Here is a 17,743-nt window from a genome sequence, read left to right as displayed (position 1 = left end):
CGTGGCAGATGCCCGAGCCGGTGGTGGAGCCGAGCCCCTTGCCATCGCGCGAGTCGCGCCGCTGCCCCCCGCTCGAGGCGCAGGAGGCGTCGTATTTTGCCGCGTCCGAGAGGATCGCAAGTTTCTGATCGAGAGTGAGTCTTGCCATGCGTTCATGATATGTTCACATGGCCCGCCGGATCAACGGCAGAGCTGCGGCGGGGCTATCAACTTTGCATCATCGCCCCGCCGCGCCGCGCTCAGCCGAGCGTCAGGATGGTCTGGCCGGTGGTGCGCCGCGCCTCGAGCGTGCGGTGCGCCTCGGCGACGTCCTCGAGCGGGAAGCGCTGATCGATGCGGATCTTCACGTCGCCCGCGACCACCTTGCCGAACAGCATCCCGGCCATCTCCTGGCAGGCGGAATGGTCGGCAATATGGGTGAAGAGCGTCGGCCGCGTCAGCTTGAGCGAGCCCTTCTGGCCGAGGATCCCGAGATTGAAGTTGTCGACCGGCCCCGAGGCATTGCCGAACGAGATCATCATGCCGAGCGGCTTCAGGCTGTCGAGCGAGCCCATGAAGGTGTCCTTGCCCACCGAGTCCATCACCACGTCGACGCCCTTGCCGTCGGTCAGCTCACGCACCTTCGCGGCCCAGTCCTCGGTCGCGTAGTTGATGCAGGCGTCGGCGCCGTGCTCGAGCGCCAGCGCGCATTTCGCGTCGGAGCCGGCGGTGCCGATCAGCCGGATGCCCTCTGACTTGGCCCATTGGCAGGCGATCAGCCCGACGCCCCCGGCGGCAGCGTGGAACAGCACCGTGTCCCCTGCCTTGAGCGGCGTGGTGCGGTGGAAGAGGTACTGCACCGTGAGCCCCTTCAGCATCATCGCGGCGCCTTCCTCGAAGGAAATCGCGTCAGGCAGCTTGCAGACCTGCGCGGCGGGCATCACCCGCGCCTCGCAATAGGCGCCCGGAGGCGCCGAGGAATAGGCCGCACGGTCGCCGGGCGCGAGGTGGACGACGCCTTCACCCACCGCCTCGATGGTGCCCGCGGCCTCCATGCCGAGCGCGTGCGGCAGCGTCATCGGGTAGAGCCCCGAGCGCTGGTAGCAGTCGATGAAGTTCAGCCCGCAGGCAGCGTGGCGGATGCGGACCTCGCCCGGCCCCGGTTCGCCGACCTCGCGCTCGACCAGCTTGAGGGTCTCGGGCCCGCCGTGTTCCTCGATGATCACCGTCTTCGCCATGTCGCTCATCCTGCGCTCCTCTCCTGTTCGTAAGATGCGGTTTCGGGGCGAACCCTGCGCCGTCGCCCCCGCCGGCACAAGGGCCAAGGTCGCGCGGCCGGGACCGGACCGAAACATACAACGGGACGTGAATGCGTTTTCGAAAGATCCGTGCTAGGCTGCGCTCATGCGGCGCCGGTCGGTCTGGCCATCGGCGCATTGGGCCGGACCCGACTTGGCGCGTCACGCCACGCCAAAGGGAGGAGACCCATGGCCCAGACCATCGGAAATCCGCTGTCTTGGACAGCGCAGCAACTGGGCGGGGCGGGCAGCCACCTCGCCGCCGCCTCGCGCGAGATCGGCAGTCACGACCTCACGCCCCCCCGGGTCCGCTACATGGACATGTCCGACATCGGCGACTCCCTGCGCGCCGGCTGGGCGGATTTCCAGGCCTGCCGCACCGACGTCGTGGCCATCGTGCTGGTCTACCCGGTGATGGGGCTTCTGCTCATGGGGCTGGGCCTGCAACTGTCGCTGGTGCCCCTGCTCTTCCCGCTGATCTCGGGCTTCGCGATCCTCGGCCCCGTCGCCGCGGTCGGGCTCTACGAGATGAGCCGGCAGCGAGAGATGGGCGAGGCGCCCCGCTGGGGGCAGGCCTTCGCGGTGATGCGCTCGCCCGGATTCGGGGCGGTACTGGTCATGGGGCTGTATCTCGCGGCCCTGTTCATGGCCTGGATGCTGGTCGCGGCCGGGATCCACGCCCTGACCATGGGCGCCGACACGCCCCCGGGCCTCATGGCCTTCCTGTCGCAGGTGTTCGGCACGCCGGGCGGCTGGACGATGATCGTGCTGGGCTGCGGCGTGGGCTTCCTGTTCGCGCTGGGGGCGCTGGCCACTTCGGTCGTGTCCTTCCCGCTGGTGCTCGACCGCCATGTCGGCGCACCGGTGGCGGTGGCGACCTCGATCCAGGTGCTGAAGAAGAACCCGGTCGTGACGCTGGCATGGGGGGCCACGGTGGCCGCGCTGCTGGTGCTGGCGGCGATCCCGCTGATGCTGGGCTTCATCGTGGTGCTGCCGGTGCTCGGCCACGCGACGTGGCACTTCTACCGCCGCGCGGTCTACTGACGGCCTGCAGAGGCTTTACGAGGGCGGCTGTAGCCGCCCCCGACGCCTCGGGCAAGGTTTTCCGGCCCAAGTCTTCCGGGCCAAGTCTTCAGACCCAAGCCTCAGATCAGGGTCTCAGACCACCGCCTCAGGCGACCTTGAGGACGATCTTGCCGATGTGGCCCGAGCGCTCCATGTGGGCATGCGCCTTCGAGGCCTCGTCGAGCGCGTAGACCGAATCCATCACCGGCGCGACGCGCCCGGACTCGAGCAGCGGCCAGACCGTCTTGCGCAGGGCCTCGGCGATGCGCGCCTTGGCCAGGTCGCTCTGCGGCCGCAGGGTCGAGCCGGTGATGGTCAGGCGCCGCGTCATCACCTGCGCGAAGTTCAGCTCGACCTTGGGCCCCTGCAGGAAGGCGATCTGCACCAACCGGCCCTCGTCCGCCAGCGCCTTGACGTTGCGCGGCAGGTAGTCTCCGCCCACCATGTCGAGGATCAGGTTGGCCCCGCCCTCTTCCCGCAGGACCGAGACGAAATCCTCGTCGCGGTAGTTGATCGCCCGCTCGGCGCCGAGCGCGAGGCAGGCATTGCACTTCTCGGGCGAGCCCGCCGTGGCGAAGACCCGGGCGCCGAAGGCCGAGGCAAGCTGGATCGCCGTCGTGCCGATGCCGGACGAGCCGCCGTGCACGAGGAATCGCTCGCCCGCCTGCAGGCCGCCGCGCTCGAAGACGTTGGTCCAGACGGTGTAGAAGGTCTCGGGCAGGCAGGCCGCCTCGCGGAGGTCCATGCCGTTGGGCACCGGCAGGCAATGGGCGGCGGGCGTCGCCACGTATTCCGCGTAGCCGCCGCCGGGCAGCAGCGCGCAGACCGCGTCGCCGACGGCGGGCCAGCGCACGCCCGGTCCCACGGCCACGACCTCGCCCGAGGCTTCGAGCCCCGGCAGGTCGCTCGCGCCCTTGGGCGGCGCATAGCTTCCAGCCCGCTGCAGCGCGTCGGGGCGGTTCACCCCCGCCCAGGCCACGCGGATCACCACTTCGCCGTGCCTCGCCACCGGCACGGGCCGGGTCGTCGGGCGCAGCATTTCGGGGCCGCCGGGTTCGGAAATCTCGACGGCGCGCATGGTGTCAGTCATGGGGTGTCCTTATCTGGGAGCGGTCCAGCCGCCCGGCAAATCGCTCTCGCGCGCGGATCGTGGCGCGCGAATATTGCTTAACACCCGCTCCGGCCCGGCGAAAACCCGTTTCAGCAGGGGATTCTCGCGCACCTTCGCCTTGGTCTTCTCGATCCGCATCACGTCCTCGATGCGGCGGTCGAGGAAGTCCCACGTCGCCTGATGGTCGATCGAATCGTCGCCGAGCCAGAACAGCACGGTCGAGGAATAGACGCCACTCAGGGTGGCGCGCTTGGTGTACCAGTTGAAGTCGCGCGCGGTGTCGCCGAGCGCGCCCCAGATGCGGTCCGCGGTGCCCCAGATCAGCTTGGCACCGTCGGGCGCATAGAGCGGCAGGGCAAAGAGCGTGGTGCCGCGGCGCACCGCCTCGCGGTCGTCCACGACCTCGATCCGGGTGCGGATGGCGCGCGCGACCTTGTCGCGGTAGCGCAGTCCTTCGTCGTCCGCCTGCGCCAGCCTCGCGGCCATCGCGTCGTCTCCGCGCCGGTGGAAAGCGATCGCCATGTCGACGGCTCCGCGGGGGAAGAGCCCGCGCGCCACGACCGGATCGACGCCGGCGTCGGTCACTGCGGCCCTGAAGGTCGTCTCCGACCAGCCGTCGAAGGCGACATGGTTCAACGCCGCATCCAGCAGGCGGGTGGCTGTATCATCTGTCATGTGGCCTCTCCTTCGACTCTATAACTAGAAGCCTAGACAATTTCGCCAAGCCTTGCTATGAGGCGGCTTCCTGCAATTCCTTGCAACTCAAACTTAGAAAGGTGGTGAAAACCACATGCAGGTTAGTGTTCGCGACAACAACGTCGATCAGGCGCTCCGCGCTCTGAAGAAGAAGCTGCAGCGTGAAGGCGTGTTCCGTGAAATGAAGCTTCGGCAACATTTCGAGAAGCCGTCCGAAAAGAAAGCGCGCGAAAAGGCAGAGGCAGTTCGCCGTGCCCGCAAGCTGGCGCGCAAGAAGGCCCAGCGCGAAGGTCTCCTCTGAGATCAGCGCAAAGGTCAGGCAGCTGACCTTCCGACACGATGAGAAGACGACCCCCGGGGCCTGGCCTTTCGGGGGTTTGTCATTTTGTGAACCCGGGCATATGGCGCTGCGGGAACTTCCCCTCTAGGTTGCACATTGTTAAAGGTAGGCTCCGCGCGTCTGGCGGGCCGGCCACCGCGATGCGGCAAGACATCCTCCGAATGGGGTTCCCGTGACCGAGAGCGATTTCATCTGGATCCTGATCCTCGTGCTGACGGCTGCAGCACTGACGCTGTACCTGCGCTCGGGTCACCGCACGCCGGCGCGGCGTGGCGGCGACGGGCGCACCCACGAGGCGCCCGGGGATGCCCGGCCGAGCGGCCCGCCCGAGGTCTGGGTCGCGGATCTGCAGAGCAGCCTGCCGCCGATGCCGCGGATCACCTCCCGGCGCGGCTCCCGGGCTGCCGAGGCCGAGCTCGACGGGGATGACGAGGGTGACGCCCCCGCTCCCGCCCACGCACACGCACCCGCACCCGCACCCGACAAGGACGGTCGCACGACCCGCTACTGGGTGCAGCGGGTGTTCTTCGGCACCGACCGTGCCGTTGAGGCCATGGACGAGCACGGTGCCGAATTCGGCAACCGTCGCGCCGGGCGCCTGACACTGGGCCACACCGACATCACCATCCCGCGCGAGGCCCACCGCGAGAGCCGCATCGAGCGCCCCACGGAGTACGGCTTTTTCAGCGTCACGCTGCGCCGCAAGGCCTGCGACCCCGAGCACCATTTCACCGTGCTCAAGACCGAGATCCTGTCCGAACCCGCCTTCATGGCCATGGCCTCGCACGTGGCCGAGGGAGCCGAACGCTTCGCCCACACCGCCTTCGTCTTCATCCACGGCTTCAACACCACCTTCGCCGACGCCACCTTCCGCGCCGCGCAGCTGGCCCATGACCTCGGTTTCGACGGGCCTGCCTTTGCCTACAGCTGGCCCTCGGACGGCGAGACCCAGGACTACGCCTCCGATCTCGAGAGCGCCCGCAATGCCGGCGGCTTCATGGACCGCTTCCTCGAGCTGGTGTTCGAGACCCCGGGCGTCGAGAAGGTGCACGTCATCGCGCATTCCATGGGGAACGCGACACTCGAGGCGCTGCTGACCAGCGCGGGCACCCGGCTCGGGCAGCGCGGGCAGGCCATCGGGCAGCTCGTGCTTGCAGCACCCGACCTCGACGCGGGCAGCTTCGAGACCATGGCCGGCCATTTCACCGCCGCCGCCAAGGGGATCACTCTCTACGCCTGCGCCTCGGACCGGGCGCTGCTGGCCTCACAGCAGGGGCGCGACACCTACCGGAGGCTCGGCGACGTCGGCCCCGACGGGCCGGTGGTGGTGCAGGGCATCGATTCAATCGACGTGACGCCGGTGGGCTCGGACCTGTTCTCGCTGAACCGCAACGCCTACGCGCAGGACCGCGGGCTGCTCGACGACCTGGGCGCGCTCTTCTCGACCGGCCAGCGCCCGCCCGGCCGCCGCCTCAGCAAGCTGACCGAGGTCGCGGGGCCGCGCGGCATCTACTGGCGGATGGCGCGCTGAGCCCTTCCCGTCCGGGCCCCGGCCAAAGTTCGGCACAAGGCTGAATCCCGGCGAGCAAATCCCTGCGAACAAGAAAAAGCCCCCGGTCCGAAGGCCGGGGGCAGCAGTTCTGTCTTCGTAGTCTCGTGCGGCGCGTTCGCCGTCACGTCGTGGGTATCGGATCAGCTCGGGCCGATCATGAAACAGGTGACCTGTCGGGCCTGCAGGCGGCGGCAGGCAAGGTCTGCGGTCTCGCGCGAGAGGCCCATGAAGTTGGCGTCGAAGCCGCTGGAACGGTTGACCACCTTGCGCAGCGAGCCGTCCAGCGTGGCGGTCTCCATCAGCGCGGTCTTCAGCAGCACCTTCTCGGCGGCGTAGCGGCTCGGGTAGCGGCCGACGTTGATGCCCCAGTGACGCCCGCCCGAGGTCGAGACGCGGGTCACGACTTCCTGTTCCTCGACCGGAGCGACGGCGGCGACGGTCTCGACGGTGGCCGCGACGGCGGCACCCGGCGCCGCTGCGGGCGTGGAGGCGGCGAAGGCCACGATGCCCTGCGGGCGCCGCACCGGCTTGATCGAGGAATCCGGCGCGACCTGAGAGGCATCCGCCAGCGTCACGGGCGCGGCGGCGACCGGCGAGGCGGCCTGCTGCTCGGCGGTCTGCACCGCGGCCAGCACAGTCTGGATGTCCCCCTCGACGCTTGCCACCAGCGGCGCGACATCGCTGCCGCTCGGACCGGTGGGGCCGGGCCGGGCCTGCGGACGCAGGCTGCGGTTCACGGCTGCGGCGACGACACGAATCGTCTTGCCACGGGCGCCGTCCGGGCTCGGGTCGGCGGTCTGCGCGACGATGACCTCGCCCAGCCCGCGGTTGCCGAGGTAGGGCGGCAGGCCCGGCTTGCGCAGCGCCACCCGCGTCTTGGCACGCTTGAACCCGAGGTCCATGAGCTGCGCCACCTTGGCGTTGCGCGCCGCGGTGGAGGCGCCCCCGAAGACGGTGGTGATCACGCGTTCCTGCCCGCGCTCGGCGGAGGCCACGAGGTTGAAGCCCGCGGCCCGGGTGTAGCCGGTCTTGATGCCGTCGGCACCCTTGTAGGAGCCGAGGAAGCGGCGGTTGGTGTTGGCCACCTCGCGCACGCCGGCGCTCGTCGAGATCCGCGAGAACAGGTTGTAGTACTGCGGGTAGTCGTAGACCATGTGGCGCCCGAGGATGCTCATGTCACGCGCGGTGGACATGTGCCCCGACTCGGTCAGGCCGTTGGCGTTCTTGAAGGTCGAGCGGGTCATCCCGAGCGCCTTCGCCGTGCGGTTCATCCGCCGCGCAAAGGCCGCTTCCGAGCCCGCGATGGCCTCGCCGATGGCGGTCGCCGCGTCGTTCGCCGACTTCACCGCCGCCGCCCGCACGAGGTAGCGCAGCTTGATCTTCTGACCTTCGCGCAGCCCCAGCTTGGAGGGCGGCTCGGAGGCCGCGTTGCGCGACACGGTCACCACGGAGTCCATGGAGATCTCGCCATGCTCCACCGCCTCGAAAGCGATGTAGAGCGTCATCATCTTGGTGAGCGATGCGGGGTGAAGCGGAGTATCCGCATTCTCCGAATGGAGCACCTCGCCAGACCTGGCATCCATCACCATCGCCGCAAAGGGCGCGGCCATGGCACTTAGCGGCATTGCCGCAAGCATCACGATTGCCAGAATAAATTGCAGGCCTGCTCGGCCCGGCCACTGCCTACGCCGTCCCGTCACGGTATCCGCCTTCTACTGCCTCGTGTCCCCGGCTGTTTTTTATCCGGTGGACTTGTTCTGCTTCGGAGCAGCGTAGCACGGGATCTGCTTCAAAGAAACCCGGCAATTCCTTGATATTTTGCCCGAATTTGCCGCAGGAAAACCAACATATAGGGCGTGGGCGGCGACCGCCCCCTAGACGTGCCACCCGCACTGTTGGCGTGCTATTGATTCGTTTTTGGTCAACCTATACACGAAATAAGGGCGCACAAGCCCCCGAGATCCGGCAATTCCGCAAAGCGCGGATGGTCGGGCTTGTCATCCATCTCGAGCCCCCAGACGAGGTCATGCGGCACGTAGACGCCCCAGCCCCCGGCCGCGATGGCCGGGTTCACGTCGGACTTGAGCGAATTGCCCACCATCATCGACGCCTCGGCCCCTCCGGGAGACCGCCCGAAGATCCGGCCATAGGTCTCGCTTCGCTTGTCCGAGACGATCTCGACCGCGTCGAAACAGTCCCCCAGCCCCGACTGCGCCAGCTTGCGTTCCTGGTGGAGCAGGTCGCCCTTGGTGATCAGCACGAGGTAATGATCCTCGGCCAGCGCCTCGACGGCCTCGCGGGCATGGGGCAGAAGCTCGATCGGGTGGTTCAGCATGTCCTGCCCGGCCGCCAGAAGCTCCGAGATCACCGAGCCCGGCACCTTGCCCTCGGTCACCTCGATGGCGGTCTCGATCATCGACAGCACGAAGCCCTTCACGCCGAATCCGTAGTGGCCGATGTTGCGCTTCTCGGCCTCCAGAAGGCGCGAGCCCAAATGTTCGGCGTCTGCATGATCCGCGAGCAGCTCCGCGAATCGTTGCTGGGTCAGGTGGAAGAAACGCTCGTTGTGCCAGAGCGTGTCATCCGCATCGAAACCTATTGTTTGCAATTTCCGGTTCATATGGGAGAGACTCCTTCCAGCGACCCTTCCCTCGCGCGCCGCTCCGAATTATATAGACGCTTCGAACCCTGAACCGCAAAGCGCCTTGAAGCCGAGATGACCATCACCATCACGGAAATGCCGATCCGCCTCGCCAACACGCCGTCCTTCGACGACGGGGATGGCAGCGACGCGGACGTGGTCGTCCAGACCAAGCCGAAAACCAAGCGCCCGCCGCTCTACAAGGTGCTCCTGCTGAACGATGATTACACTCCGATGGAGTTCGTCGTGCATGTGCTGGAGCGTTTCTTTGGCATGAGCCACGCGCAGGCGTTCGAGATCATGCTCACGGTGCACAAGAAGGGCGTCGCCGTCGTCGGCGTCTTCAGCCACGAGATTGCAGAGACCAAGGTCGGCCAGGTGATGGACTTCGCCCGCCGCCACCAGCACCCGCTGCAGTGCACCATGGAAAAGGAGTAGGCCGCCCTCGCCGCGGCCCCACCCATGACAACGGACAGACTGAGTTTCGCAACCGAGGCAGGCCTGAGCCTGCCCTCCGATGGTCGCATCCTGCTGCTCGGTGCGCCGGGCGATCTGGTGACCGAGGCGCTGCCACTCGAGCGCTGCGCCGTGGTGCAACGGTTCCGCCCCGACTTCGACCTCTGGCAGCGACGCGGCGTCGATGTCTCGCTGGTGCCCGAGGGCAGTTTCACCGCCGCGGTGGTCTTCCTGCCCCGCGCCCGCGAACTTGCCGAGGCCCGCATCGCCGAGGCCTGCGCCGCCGTGCCCGATGGCCTCATCGTCGTGGATGGTCTGAAGACCGACGGCATCGAGGCGCTGGTCAAGGCGCTGAAGTCCCGCACCGGGCTCCAGGGGCAGGTCTCCAAGGCCCATGGCAAGACCGTATGGTTCACCGCCACCGACGTCTTCGCCGACTGGGCCCGCGCGCCGGGCCTCAACGCCCATGGCGACTGGACCGCGCCCGGCGTGTTCTCGGCCGACGGTCCCGACCCTGCCTCGCAGGCGCTGCTGGCCGCGCTTCCCGCGAAGCTTGGCGCGCAGGTGGCCGATCTGGGCGCCGGCTGGGGAGGGCTCTCCACCGGGCTGCTGAGCCGCGATTCGCTCGCCGCGCTCCACCTCGTCGAGGCCGACCGCACCGCGCTCGACTGCGCGGAACGCAACGTCACGGACCCGCGCGCCAGCTTTCACTGGGCCGACGCCACGAGTTGGGAGCCGCCCGCGCTGCTCGACACCGTGGTGATGAATCCGCCTTTCCATACTGCGCGCAAGGCCGATCCGGCGCTGGGTCAGGCCTTCATCGCAGCCGCCCGCCGCATGCTGAAACCGGCCGGGCAGCTATGGCTTGTCGCCAACCGTCACCTGCCCTACGAGACCGCCCTCGCGACGCATTTCCGGGCGAGCGAGGAGATCGCCGGCGACAGCCGCTTCAAGATTCTCCATGCCTCTCGCCCGAAACGCTGATCTTCGCTAACGTCCTCGCCAGGGGACACATCGCAGGGAACGCTGCATGAGCTATTCGATCGAAGGCAAGACCGCCATCGTCACGGGCGCCGCGAACGGCGTCGGTCTTTCCATCGCCCGCCACTTCGCCAACAAGGGCGCGAACGTGATGTTCGCCGACATGGACGAAAACCGCCTCGCCAAGGAATGCGGCGCCAACGAGGACGGCGACAACATGCGCTACTTCGCCGGCGATCTTCGCGAGCGGCTGACGCTCGCCAACCTGCTCTCGGCCACGCTCGACGCCTTCGACCGGGTCGACATTCTCGTCAACGGTGCGCGCCAGATGCTGCCCAGCGACCCGCTCGACATCGAGGACACCTCGACCGAGACGCTTCTAAGGCAGAACCTGATGACCGCGCTGCGCCTGAGCCAGATCGTCGCCAAGCGCATGATCAAGCAGACCAACGGCGACAGCGAGCGGCCCGCGGGCTCGATCATCAACCTTTCGTCCATCGCATCGCGCTGCACCCAGCCGCAGCTGATGGCCTATTCGATTTCCTGCGCCGCGCTCGACCAGATGACCCGCTCTATGGCGGTCGAGATGGCGCCGTATCGGGTGCGCGTGAACGGCGTGGGCTTCGGCTCGGTGATGTCGGCCTTCCTCAAGGACATGCTCAAGGCCCAGCCCGACTACCGCAAGGAGATCGAGGCCCACACACCGCTCGGCCGCATCGCGGGGCCGGACGCGCTCACCGAGACGGTGCAGTTCCTCGCCTCCGACGCCTCTGGCTTCATGACCGGGCAGGTGCTGACCGTGGACGGCGGCCGCACCCTGCTTGACCCGGTGGCCGCGCCGGCGCACTGACGCAGGGCCATTTCCCAGGCAAGCACCGCGCGACCTCAGGAGACTGCAATGACCGACACCGACGCCTTCGCCGAGCGCAAATCCCGCGCCTCGGCCTGGTTCCGCAGCCTGCGCGACGAGATCGTCGCCGCCTTCGAGGGGCTCGAAGCGAGCCATGCAGAGGGTCCGTTCTCGGACATGGCGCCGGGCAGTTTCGAGGTCACGCCGACGACCCGCACCGCCGATGACGGCTCTGACGCGGGTGGCGGGCTGATGAGCGTTATGCGCGGCGGGCGGGTCTTCGAGAAGGTCGGCGTCAACGTCTCGACCGTCTACGGCACGCTCGGCGAGGCGGCGCAGAAGTCGATGGCGGCGCGCGGCGTGCCCGGCATCGAGGCCGACCCGCGGTTCTGGGCCAGTGGCATCAGCCTCGTCGCACACATGCAAAACCCGCATGTGCCGGCGGTCCACATGAACACCCGCATGTTCTGGACGCCGAACGCCTGGTGGTTCGGGGGCGGGTCCGACCTGAACCCCTGCCTCGAATACGACGAGGACACCGCGCATTTCCACGCCATGCAGCAGGCGCATCTCGACCCGCACGACCCGGCGCTCTACCCCGCGCTCAAGGCTTGGGCGGACGAGTATTTCTACATCCCCCACCGCGCGCGCGCGCGCGGCGTGGGCGGCATCTTCATGGACGACCGCAACACCGGCGACTGGGAGGCGGATTTCGCGCTGACCCAGGACATCGGGCGCGCCTTCCTTCCCGCTTGGGTGCCTCTGGTCGAATCGCGGCGCACCCTGCGCTTCGGCACCGCCGAGAAGGACGCCCAGCTCGTCCATCGCGGGCTCTACGCCGAGTACAACCTCGTCTACGACCGCGGCACCAAGTTCGGCCTCGCCACCGGCCACGACGCCAACGCGGTGCTGATGAGTCTCCCACCCCTCGCGAAGTGGGTCTGAGCGGCCTGTCACACCGCTGACCTCCCGAACCGCGATGGTTTCGCCGCGTATCCCATAGGCGCAGGTCAAAACAGCCCCGCCTCCTTGGCAAAGATCGCCGCCTGCGTCCGGTTGGCCGCGCCGATCTTGCGATAGAGCGTCTTGACGTGCAGCTTCACCGTGGGTTCGCGGATATCGAGATCGCGCGCGATCTCCTTGTTGGACTTGCCCTGCGTCAGCCGTTCCAGCACCTCCATCTCGCGCCGCGACAAGCGATCCGCCAACGGGTTGCCCTCTTTCTCCTCGGCCGTGCGGAGGAACTCGAGCGGCGCGTATTGTTCGCCCATCGACATGAAGCGCACCGCGTTCACCAATGACTTCGCCGACAGCGTCTTGGGCACGAACCCCGCGGCCCCGGCGGCAAGCACCTTTTCGGCGACCTCGGGGCTGGCCGTGCCCGAGATGACCGCGACCCGCCGGGCGCCGTTCAGACGGCTCATCCGGGCGAATCCCTCAAGCTCGTTCATTCCTGGCATCGAATAGTCGAGCAGCACGAGGTCGAAGACTTCGCCCCCCTGCACAAGCGCCTCGGCCTCGGAATAGCTGGCGACCGTGACGGTCTCGAACTCCCCATCGCCCTCGAGGAAGAGCTTCAGCGTGTCGCGCAGCAGGTCGTGATCGTCGGCGATCAGAACGCGCAGCGCAGGCAGGCGGCTGCTCGCCGCGCGCGGGTTCGGATTGGCCGTCAAGATGTCGTCCCCTTGGTGTTGTCCGGCGAATCGCCTGCGGTCGGTCTGGCAGGCAGCACGCGAAGGACGTTGAAATCATGGACAGGCGCGGCCCCCGTCCGGTTTGCGGGCGCACCCCGATCGGATGGGGCGCTCCTGAAAGATAGCTGCCACGTCTCTCCGATTTGTTAACGGTCATCAGGTATTCCGAGAGTCACCTCACACCGGTGTTCTACCCGAGGCACGATTCGACCAGGAAAGGAGTGGCCCGCCCGATGCACCGTCTCGCCCGAGTTCTTCTCGCGATTCTCCTGCTTGCCGGCCCCCTTGCCGCCGAAAGCCTGCCGGCCGCTCTCGATGCGCCACTGTTGACCGTCACCGGGCAGATTGCGGACCGCAATGCGGGCGACGCCGTCGTCTTCGACCTCGCCATGCTCGAGGCCATGCCGGCGCAGAGCTTCACCACCCGAACGACCTGGACCGACGGCGCCCAGCACTTCACCGGCGTAGCGCTGCGCGACCTGATGACGGCAGTCGGGGCCTCGGGCTCTCGGCTCCGTGCGACTGCGATCAACGGATACAGTGTCGAAGTCCCGGCCGCCGGATGGCGCGAACCCGTGCCCATTATCGCCTACCGGCGCAATGGGGCGGTGATGTCATTGCGCGAGCGCGGGCCTCTCTGGATCGTCTATCCCTATGATGACGCCACCGAATACCGCAGCGCTCGGGCCTATTCGCACAGCATCCGGCAACTCGACCGCATCGCCGTGCTCGACTGATCCATGCAGCCTCTGGCACCTCCCGAATCGCGCGATACCGGGACCGCGCTGCTGCAGTCGGCGATCGCCAGCGTGTCTCTGCTGCTCTGCGGCGGGCTGGTTGTCTGGCTCGGCTGGATGGTCCTGCGCGAGATTGACGCCTTTTCGACCGCCAATTCGGACAACCTGCAATGGAACCTGTCGCAGGCGGACGTGGAGGTCCTACAGTTCCGTCTCGCGGTTGCCGAAGGGCGCGAGCGACCCGATGCCCTGCCTGAGGTCCGGCTGCGCTTCGACATTCTCTACAGCCGCATGACCACGCTGCAAAACGGGCGGCTGTTCCGGCTGCTCCAGACCGTACCCGACTTCGCCGCGCCGCAAGAGCGGGTAAGCGCATTCCTTGACCAGAGCATCCCGCTGATCGACGGGCCGGATGATGCGCTGTACGCCAAGCTGCCCGAGCTTTCCGAAGGCGCTGCCATGGCGGGCGCGGACGTGCGCGCGCTGTCGCTGGCGGGACTCTCGACTTTTGCCGAGCTGTCGGATTCCCGGCGCGAGCGCGTGTCAGGCCTGCTGGGATACATGGCCGGCGCGCTGATCACTCTGTTTCTCGGGCTGAGCCTTCTGGCGCTCACGATGTTCCGGCTCTTCCGCGTCGCGCGCCGACGCGCGGACGCAATCGAGATCGCCGGCGCAAGGCTGCGGACAATTGTCGAGACATCGCCAGACGCCATCGTCGTGACGGATGAGGACGGCCTTGTCCGCGGCTTCAACACCGCCGCAGAGCGTATGCTGGGCTATGGTCGAGGCGATGTCTTCGGAAAGCCCGCGCGTCAGCTCTTCGCTCCGCCCGAATTGCCGGACGAACGCACCGCCACGCTTTTCGCATTTGCCGATGAGCGCCGCCGTCCGACTCCCGAGGAGCGAAGATTCGAAATATCGCTGCGCGACCGTGACGGGAGGTTGTTCCCTGCGGAGTTCTCGATCGACCGCGCCGGCACCGACGATCCACTCTATGTCGCCTACATTCGCGACATCTCGCGGTGGAAGGAGGTCGAGGAACAACTGACCGAGGCGCGTGACCGCGCGCTCGCGGGCGAACGCTCGAAATCCGAGTTCCTCGCCGTCATGAGCCACGAGATGCGCACGCCACTCAACGGTCTCCTCGGGACCCTTCAGCTCCTGCGCGATGAGCAGCTGACGGAGCGACAGTGCGCCATGATCGACCGGATGGAAGCGTCGGGCAGGTTACTGCTTGAGCTCGTCAATGACGTGCTTGATCTCACCAAGTTTGAGGCTGGCAAGATGACCGCCGAGCACGCACCGTTTTCGCTGACTGCGCTTGTTGGCGGTGTCGTCGAGACCGTGCGCCCCATCGCGGACCGCTATCGTAATGCGCTGAGCTGGCGCTGGGTCGGCCCCGAGGGCGATTGGGTGGACGGCGACGCGCGACGGCTCCGGCAAGTCCTGCTGAACCTGGTCGGCAATGCGCTCAAGTTCACCCGCGACGGCACCGTAGAGATCGAGGCCGAGTATCTCGACGACGTAGGCAACGCGCTGGAACTACGCGTGATCGACAGCGGAATCGGGATTCGCGAGGAAGATATCGCGCGGATCTTCCGGGACTTCGAAACACTCGATTCCTCCTACGCGCGGGAGGCCGGAGGCACCGGGCTCGGGCTGGGGATCGCACAGCGGTTTGCCCGACTGATGGGCGGCAGCATTGGCGCCGAGAGCGAGCCGGGTGAGGGAAGCCTGTTCTGGGTACGGCTTCCTCTGCCTCAAACTGCACGTCGCGCAACCGAGGATGCGCCTGTTCCGGAGAGCGCGAAACTGCCCCAGCGACCTCTCGACCTGCTGATCGTCGAGGACAACGAGATCAACCGGTTCATCCTTTTCCGGTTTCTGGAGAAAGATGGTCACAGGGTGGAGCTGGCGCTGGATGGGCAGGCAGGTGTCGATGCTGCTATGCGCCGGCGCTTCGACGCGATCTTCATGGACATATCGATGCCCGTCATGGACGGCACCACCGCTGCCCGCCAGATCCGCGCGGGTGGCGGTGCGTCGGCGAAAACACCGATCATCGCGCTCACGGCTCATGCTTTCGCCGAGGAACGGAAGAGTTTCGAAGCGGCAGGCATGAATGCCTTTCTGACGAAGCCAGTGGACCGCGGGCAGATCCGGGAGACACTCTCGGGACTGTTCGCGGGTGAGTTTCCCTGCGCTCCGCACGACCAAAGCAACGAAGAAGAGGCAGGCCGCAATGTCGCGTTGGTCGACCTCGAGCGACCTCGCGAATTGATCGACGCGCTTCCGGAAGAAGCGGCTCGGGCCCTTCTGGAGCGATTTCTCGATGAGACCGAGCGTGATCTCGAGTGGCTCGCTCAGGCCGACGTTCGTGATCCGGAGATCGCCGCGGTGGCGCATCGCTGCGCAGGTTCTTGCGGAACCTTCGGTGCCGAGGCGCTTCGCCATGCGCTGCTCCAGATCGAAGCGGTCATCAAGGCTGGAGACCTGGCTGACTCGAAAGCCCTTCAGGCGCTCGGTGGATTGTGGCAGCGGACACGCTTTGTCCTGGAGGGGCTGGTTGATCAGTCATGATCGCTGCCATGAGGCTTCTTCAGAGCAGGACGTCAGAAAAACCGGGACGAATATCGAGCTCTGCGAAACTCTGCAGGATCAAAGTCCGCGACTCCACCGCACGCTTGCGAACAGGTTGTGGCTATTCGCAATATCCCGGTCGGCCTGATCCCTCCGGCATCGGAAAACGCCCGAACGCGCGCCCGGCATCCCAGTTACTGGATTGCGAGACGCCCTCGGCCTGGGCCTCAAGCGTAGGCGGCAGCACCTGTTGGCGGTCTTCGCTCATCGCGCAGATGGCGCCCATTCGCGCCGCCTCTGGTGCCGAAGTGGCGCAGCCCCGGCCATCACCTTCGGCTCAGCAAAACGGTCTCCGAGACGCCGAGAGATGCCAGCTGTGCATGACAAGCTGCAGCAATGCGGCTCAGGCGGCGCGGCTGGCCTCGGGGGTGGAGTGACGCGTGGCCGGCTTGCCGAGATCGAACTCGCCGACCAGCCGCGCGAGGTGCTGGGCGCGTTCGGCGAGTTCGGTCGAGCTCACACGGCTGGCATCGGCCACCTCGGTGTTCTGGGTGGTGAGGTCGCTCAGGCGGCGCATGGCGCCGTTGATTTCCTGCAACTCACGGCTCTGGCCCTCGGCGGCGTCGCTGACGCCCGAGAGCACCTCGTCGACGCGGCGGATCTGGTCCAGGATCGCCTCGAGCGCATCGCCGGTCTCCCCCACAAAATCCACGCCGCCCTTCACCTCGCGCGCACTCTCGTCGATCAGCTTCTTGATCTCGAGCGCCGCGTCGGCCGAGCGGCTGGCGAGCCCCTGCACCTCCATCGCGACGACCGCGAAGCCCTTGCCCGACTCGCCGGCGCGTGCGGCCTCGACCCCGGCGTTGAGCGCCAGCAGGTTGGTCTGGAAGGAGATGTCCTCGATCACCGTGGTGATCTGTGCAATCCGCCCCGAGGATTCGGCGATGCGGTCCATGGCGGCGACCGCGTTGCTCACCACATCGCCGGATCGGTCGGCGCGGCCCTTGGCCTCGTCCGCGAGGCCCTTGGCGTCCTTGAGCGAGCTGCTCGTCTCCTTCAAGGTTTCGGTCAGGCCCGCCACCGTCTCGGCGGTGCGGGCGATCATCTCGACCTGGGTGTTGGTCCGATCGGCGAGATCCGATGCCGAGGCGCGCATGTCGCCGGAGCGCTCCTGCAGCTCGGCCACCGTCTTGGCCAGCGTGAGCATCACGTCGCGCAGACGCGCGGTCGCGGTGTTGAAGTCGCTGCGAATTGAATCGTATTCTTCGGCGAGCGGGTCCTCGAAGCGCAGCGTCAGGTCGGCGCTGGCCAGCGCCTTGAGACCCTCGGTCATCAGGTCGACCACCTGCTGGTGCCGGGCGTTGAGCCGCGCCTCGTCGCGTTCGCGCTTTTCGATGGCGGCGCGGGTCAGCTGCTTGAAGCGGTAGATCGAGTGGGCCATGCCGCCGATCTCGCCCCGGCTCTTGATGTAGGGCACCCAGGCCTCGAACCGGCCCTCGATGAACTCGTTCATCACCGCGGTCAGGTTGCGCAACCGCCGGGTGAGCACCTCGGACTGCAGAACGGCGACGCCTGCAAACGTCAGCGCGACCGCCCCGGCGATCACTGCCTCGACCCAGAGGTTGTGCCGGGCGCTGGCGGCATCGGCGGCGGTCTGGGCCTCGAGCTCGGCCATCAGGCCGGCCTCGGCCTCGCGCAGGTCGTCGATCCAGGCGGTGGAGGCGGCGAACCATTGTGGCGCGGTCAGATCGCCGACCTCGCCG

At 67.3% G+C, this 17,743-nt stretch carries 16 protein-coding genes and 1 pseudogene; 9 read left to right on the top strand and 8 right to left on the bottom strand.

Annotated elements, in window-relative coordinates:
- Together HC022_RS29040 and HC022_RS07210 are read right to left on the bottom strand one after the other, a co-directional pair.
- Positions 1-148 (bottom strand): annotated as a pseudogene (locus HC022_RS29040) (radical SAM protein); the annotation flags it as partial.
- 91 nt (positions 149-239) lie between these two features.
- On the bottom strand, positions 240-1,226 hold the full coding sequence (locus HC022_RS07210; protein WP_008885581.1) for a quinone oxidoreductase: 987 nt from the start codon (positions 1,224-1,226) through the stop codon (positions 240-242).
- A gap of 240 nt (positions 1,227-1,466) precedes the next feature.
- Here HC022_RS07210 and HC022_RS07205 point away from each other — a divergent pair, with 240 nt between their 5' ends.
- A complete protein-coding gene (locus tag HC022_RS07205; protein ID WP_167451950.1) occupies positions 1,467-2,321 on the top strand; it encodes a DUF2189 domain-containing protein in 855 nt (284 codons plus the stop codon).
- 127 nt (positions 2,322-2,448) lie between these two features.
- Here HC022_RS07205 and HC022_RS07200 read toward each other — a convergent pair whose 3' ends face one another.
- Positions 2,449-3,432, bottom strand: coding sequence for an NAD(P)H-quinone oxidoreductase (locus tag HC022_RS07200; protein ID WP_167451949.1), 984 nt, complete (start codon positions 3,430-3,432; stop codon positions 2,449-2,451).
- 9 nt (positions 3,433-3,441) lie between these two features.
- Entirely contained in the window at positions 3,442-4,128 is a 687-nt protein-coding gene (locus HC022_RS07195) for a COQ9 family protein (protein ID WP_008885370.1), read from the bottom strand.
- Positions 4,129-4,243: 115 nt separating this feature from the next.
- Between HC022_RS07195 and rpsU the strand changes: the two genes are divergently transcribed.
- Both rpsU and HC022_RS29820 read left to right on the top strand, forming a co-directional pair.
- The gene (gene rpsU, locus HC022_RS07190; protein WP_008885097.1) at positions 4,244-4,450 is read left to right on the top strand and encodes a 30S ribosomal protein S21; all 207 of its coding nucleotides are present in this window, start codon (positions 4,244-4,246) and stop codon (positions 4,448-4,450) included.
- A gap of 211 nt (positions 4,451-4,661) precedes the next feature.
- Complete coding sequence (locus HC022_RS29820) at positions 4,662-6,020, top strand: alpha/beta hydrolase (protein WP_167451948.1); 1,359 nt, start codon at positions 4,662-4,664, stop codon at positions 6,018-6,020.
- A 161-nt stretch (positions 6,021-6,181) separates the two neighbouring features.
- On the opposite strand, the gene HC022_RS07180 is transcribed toward HC022_RS29820, so the two are convergent.
- Both HC022_RS07180 and HC022_RS07175 read right to left on the bottom strand, forming a co-directional pair.
- Positions 6,182-7,666, bottom strand: coding sequence for a D-alanyl-D-alanine carboxypeptidase family protein (locus HC022_RS07180; RefSeq protein ID WP_254884981.1), 1,485 nt, complete (start codon positions 7,664-7,666; stop codon positions 6,182-6,184).
- 296 nt (positions 7,667-7,962) lie between these two features.
- Entirely contained in the window at positions 7,963-8,661 is a 699-nt protein-coding gene (locus HC022_RS07175; RefSeq protein ID WP_167451946.1) for an HAD family hydrolase, read from the bottom strand.
- Positions 8,662-8,778: 117 nt separating this feature from the next.
- Here HC022_RS07175 and clpS point away from each other — a divergent pair, with 117 nt between their 5' ends.
- From clpS to hemF, 4 genes are read left to right on the top strand one after another with little or no spacing between them, the layout of a single operon-like run.
- The gene (gene clpS, locus HC022_RS07170; protein WP_175583494.1) at positions 8,779-9,120 is read left to right on the top strand and encodes an ATP-dependent Clp protease adapter ClpS; all 342 of its coding nucleotides are present in this window, start codon (positions 8,779-8,781) and stop codon (positions 9,118-9,120) included.
- 24 nt (positions 9,121-9,144) lie between these two features.
- Entirely contained in the window at positions 9,145-10,122 is a 978-nt protein-coding gene (locus HC022_RS07165) for a class I SAM-dependent methyltransferase (protein ID WP_167451945.1), read from the top strand.
- Between the two features lie 46 nt (positions 10,123-10,168).
- Entirely contained in the window at positions 10,169-10,969 is an 801-nt protein-coding gene (locus HC022_RS07160; protein WP_167451944.1) for an SDR family NAD(P)-dependent oxidoreductase, read from the top strand.
- A 48-nt stretch (positions 10,970-11,017) separates the two neighbouring features.
- Complete coding sequence (gene hemF / locus HC022_RS07155; protein WP_167451943.1) at positions 11,018-11,914, top strand: oxygen-dependent coproporphyrinogen oxidase; 897 nt, start codon at positions 11,018-11,020, stop codon at positions 11,912-11,914.
- A 65-nt stretch (positions 11,915-11,979) separates the two neighbouring features.
- Here the strand turns inward: hemF and HC022_RS07150 are convergent, their stop codons facing one another.
- A complete protein-coding gene (locus HC022_RS07150) occupies positions 11,980-12,594 on the bottom strand; it encodes a response regulator transcription factor (protein WP_167451952.1) in 615 nt (204 codons plus the stop codon).
- 302 nt (positions 12,595-12,896) lie between these two features.
- On the opposite strand from HC022_RS07150, the gene HC022_RS07145 reads away from it, so the two are divergent.
- Complete coding sequence (locus HC022_RS07145) at positions 12,897-13,400, top strand: oxidoreductase (protein ID WP_254884980.1); 504 nt, start codon at positions 12,897-12,899, stop codon at positions 13,398-13,400.
- Between the two features lie 3 nt (positions 13,401-13,403).
- Positions 13,404-15,980 carry an ATP-binding protein gene (locus tag HC022_RS07140; protein WP_167451942.1) on the top strand — a complete coding sequence of 859 codons (2,577 nt, stop codon included), beginning with the start codon at positions 13,404-13,406 and terminating at the stop codon, positions 15,978-15,980.
- 403 nt (positions 15,981-16,383) lie between these two features.
- On the opposite strand, the gene HC022_RS07135 is transcribed toward HC022_RS07140, so the two are convergent.
- Positions 16,384-17,743, bottom strand: a 1,360-nt coding sequence (locus HC022_RS07135) for a methyl-accepting chemotaxis protein (protein WP_167451941.1), incomplete at its 5' end; no start/stop codon positions are given.

This window comes from Salipiger sp. HF18 (assembly GCF_011806505.1).
GTDB classification, from domain to species: domain Bacteria; phylum Pseudomonadota; class Alphaproteobacteria; order Rhodobacterales; family Rhodobacteraceae; genus Salipiger; species Salipiger thiooxidans.
The sequence above is the reverse complement of the archived record's forward strand: the minus strand, read 5'-3'. Positions and strand labels throughout refer to the sequence as shown.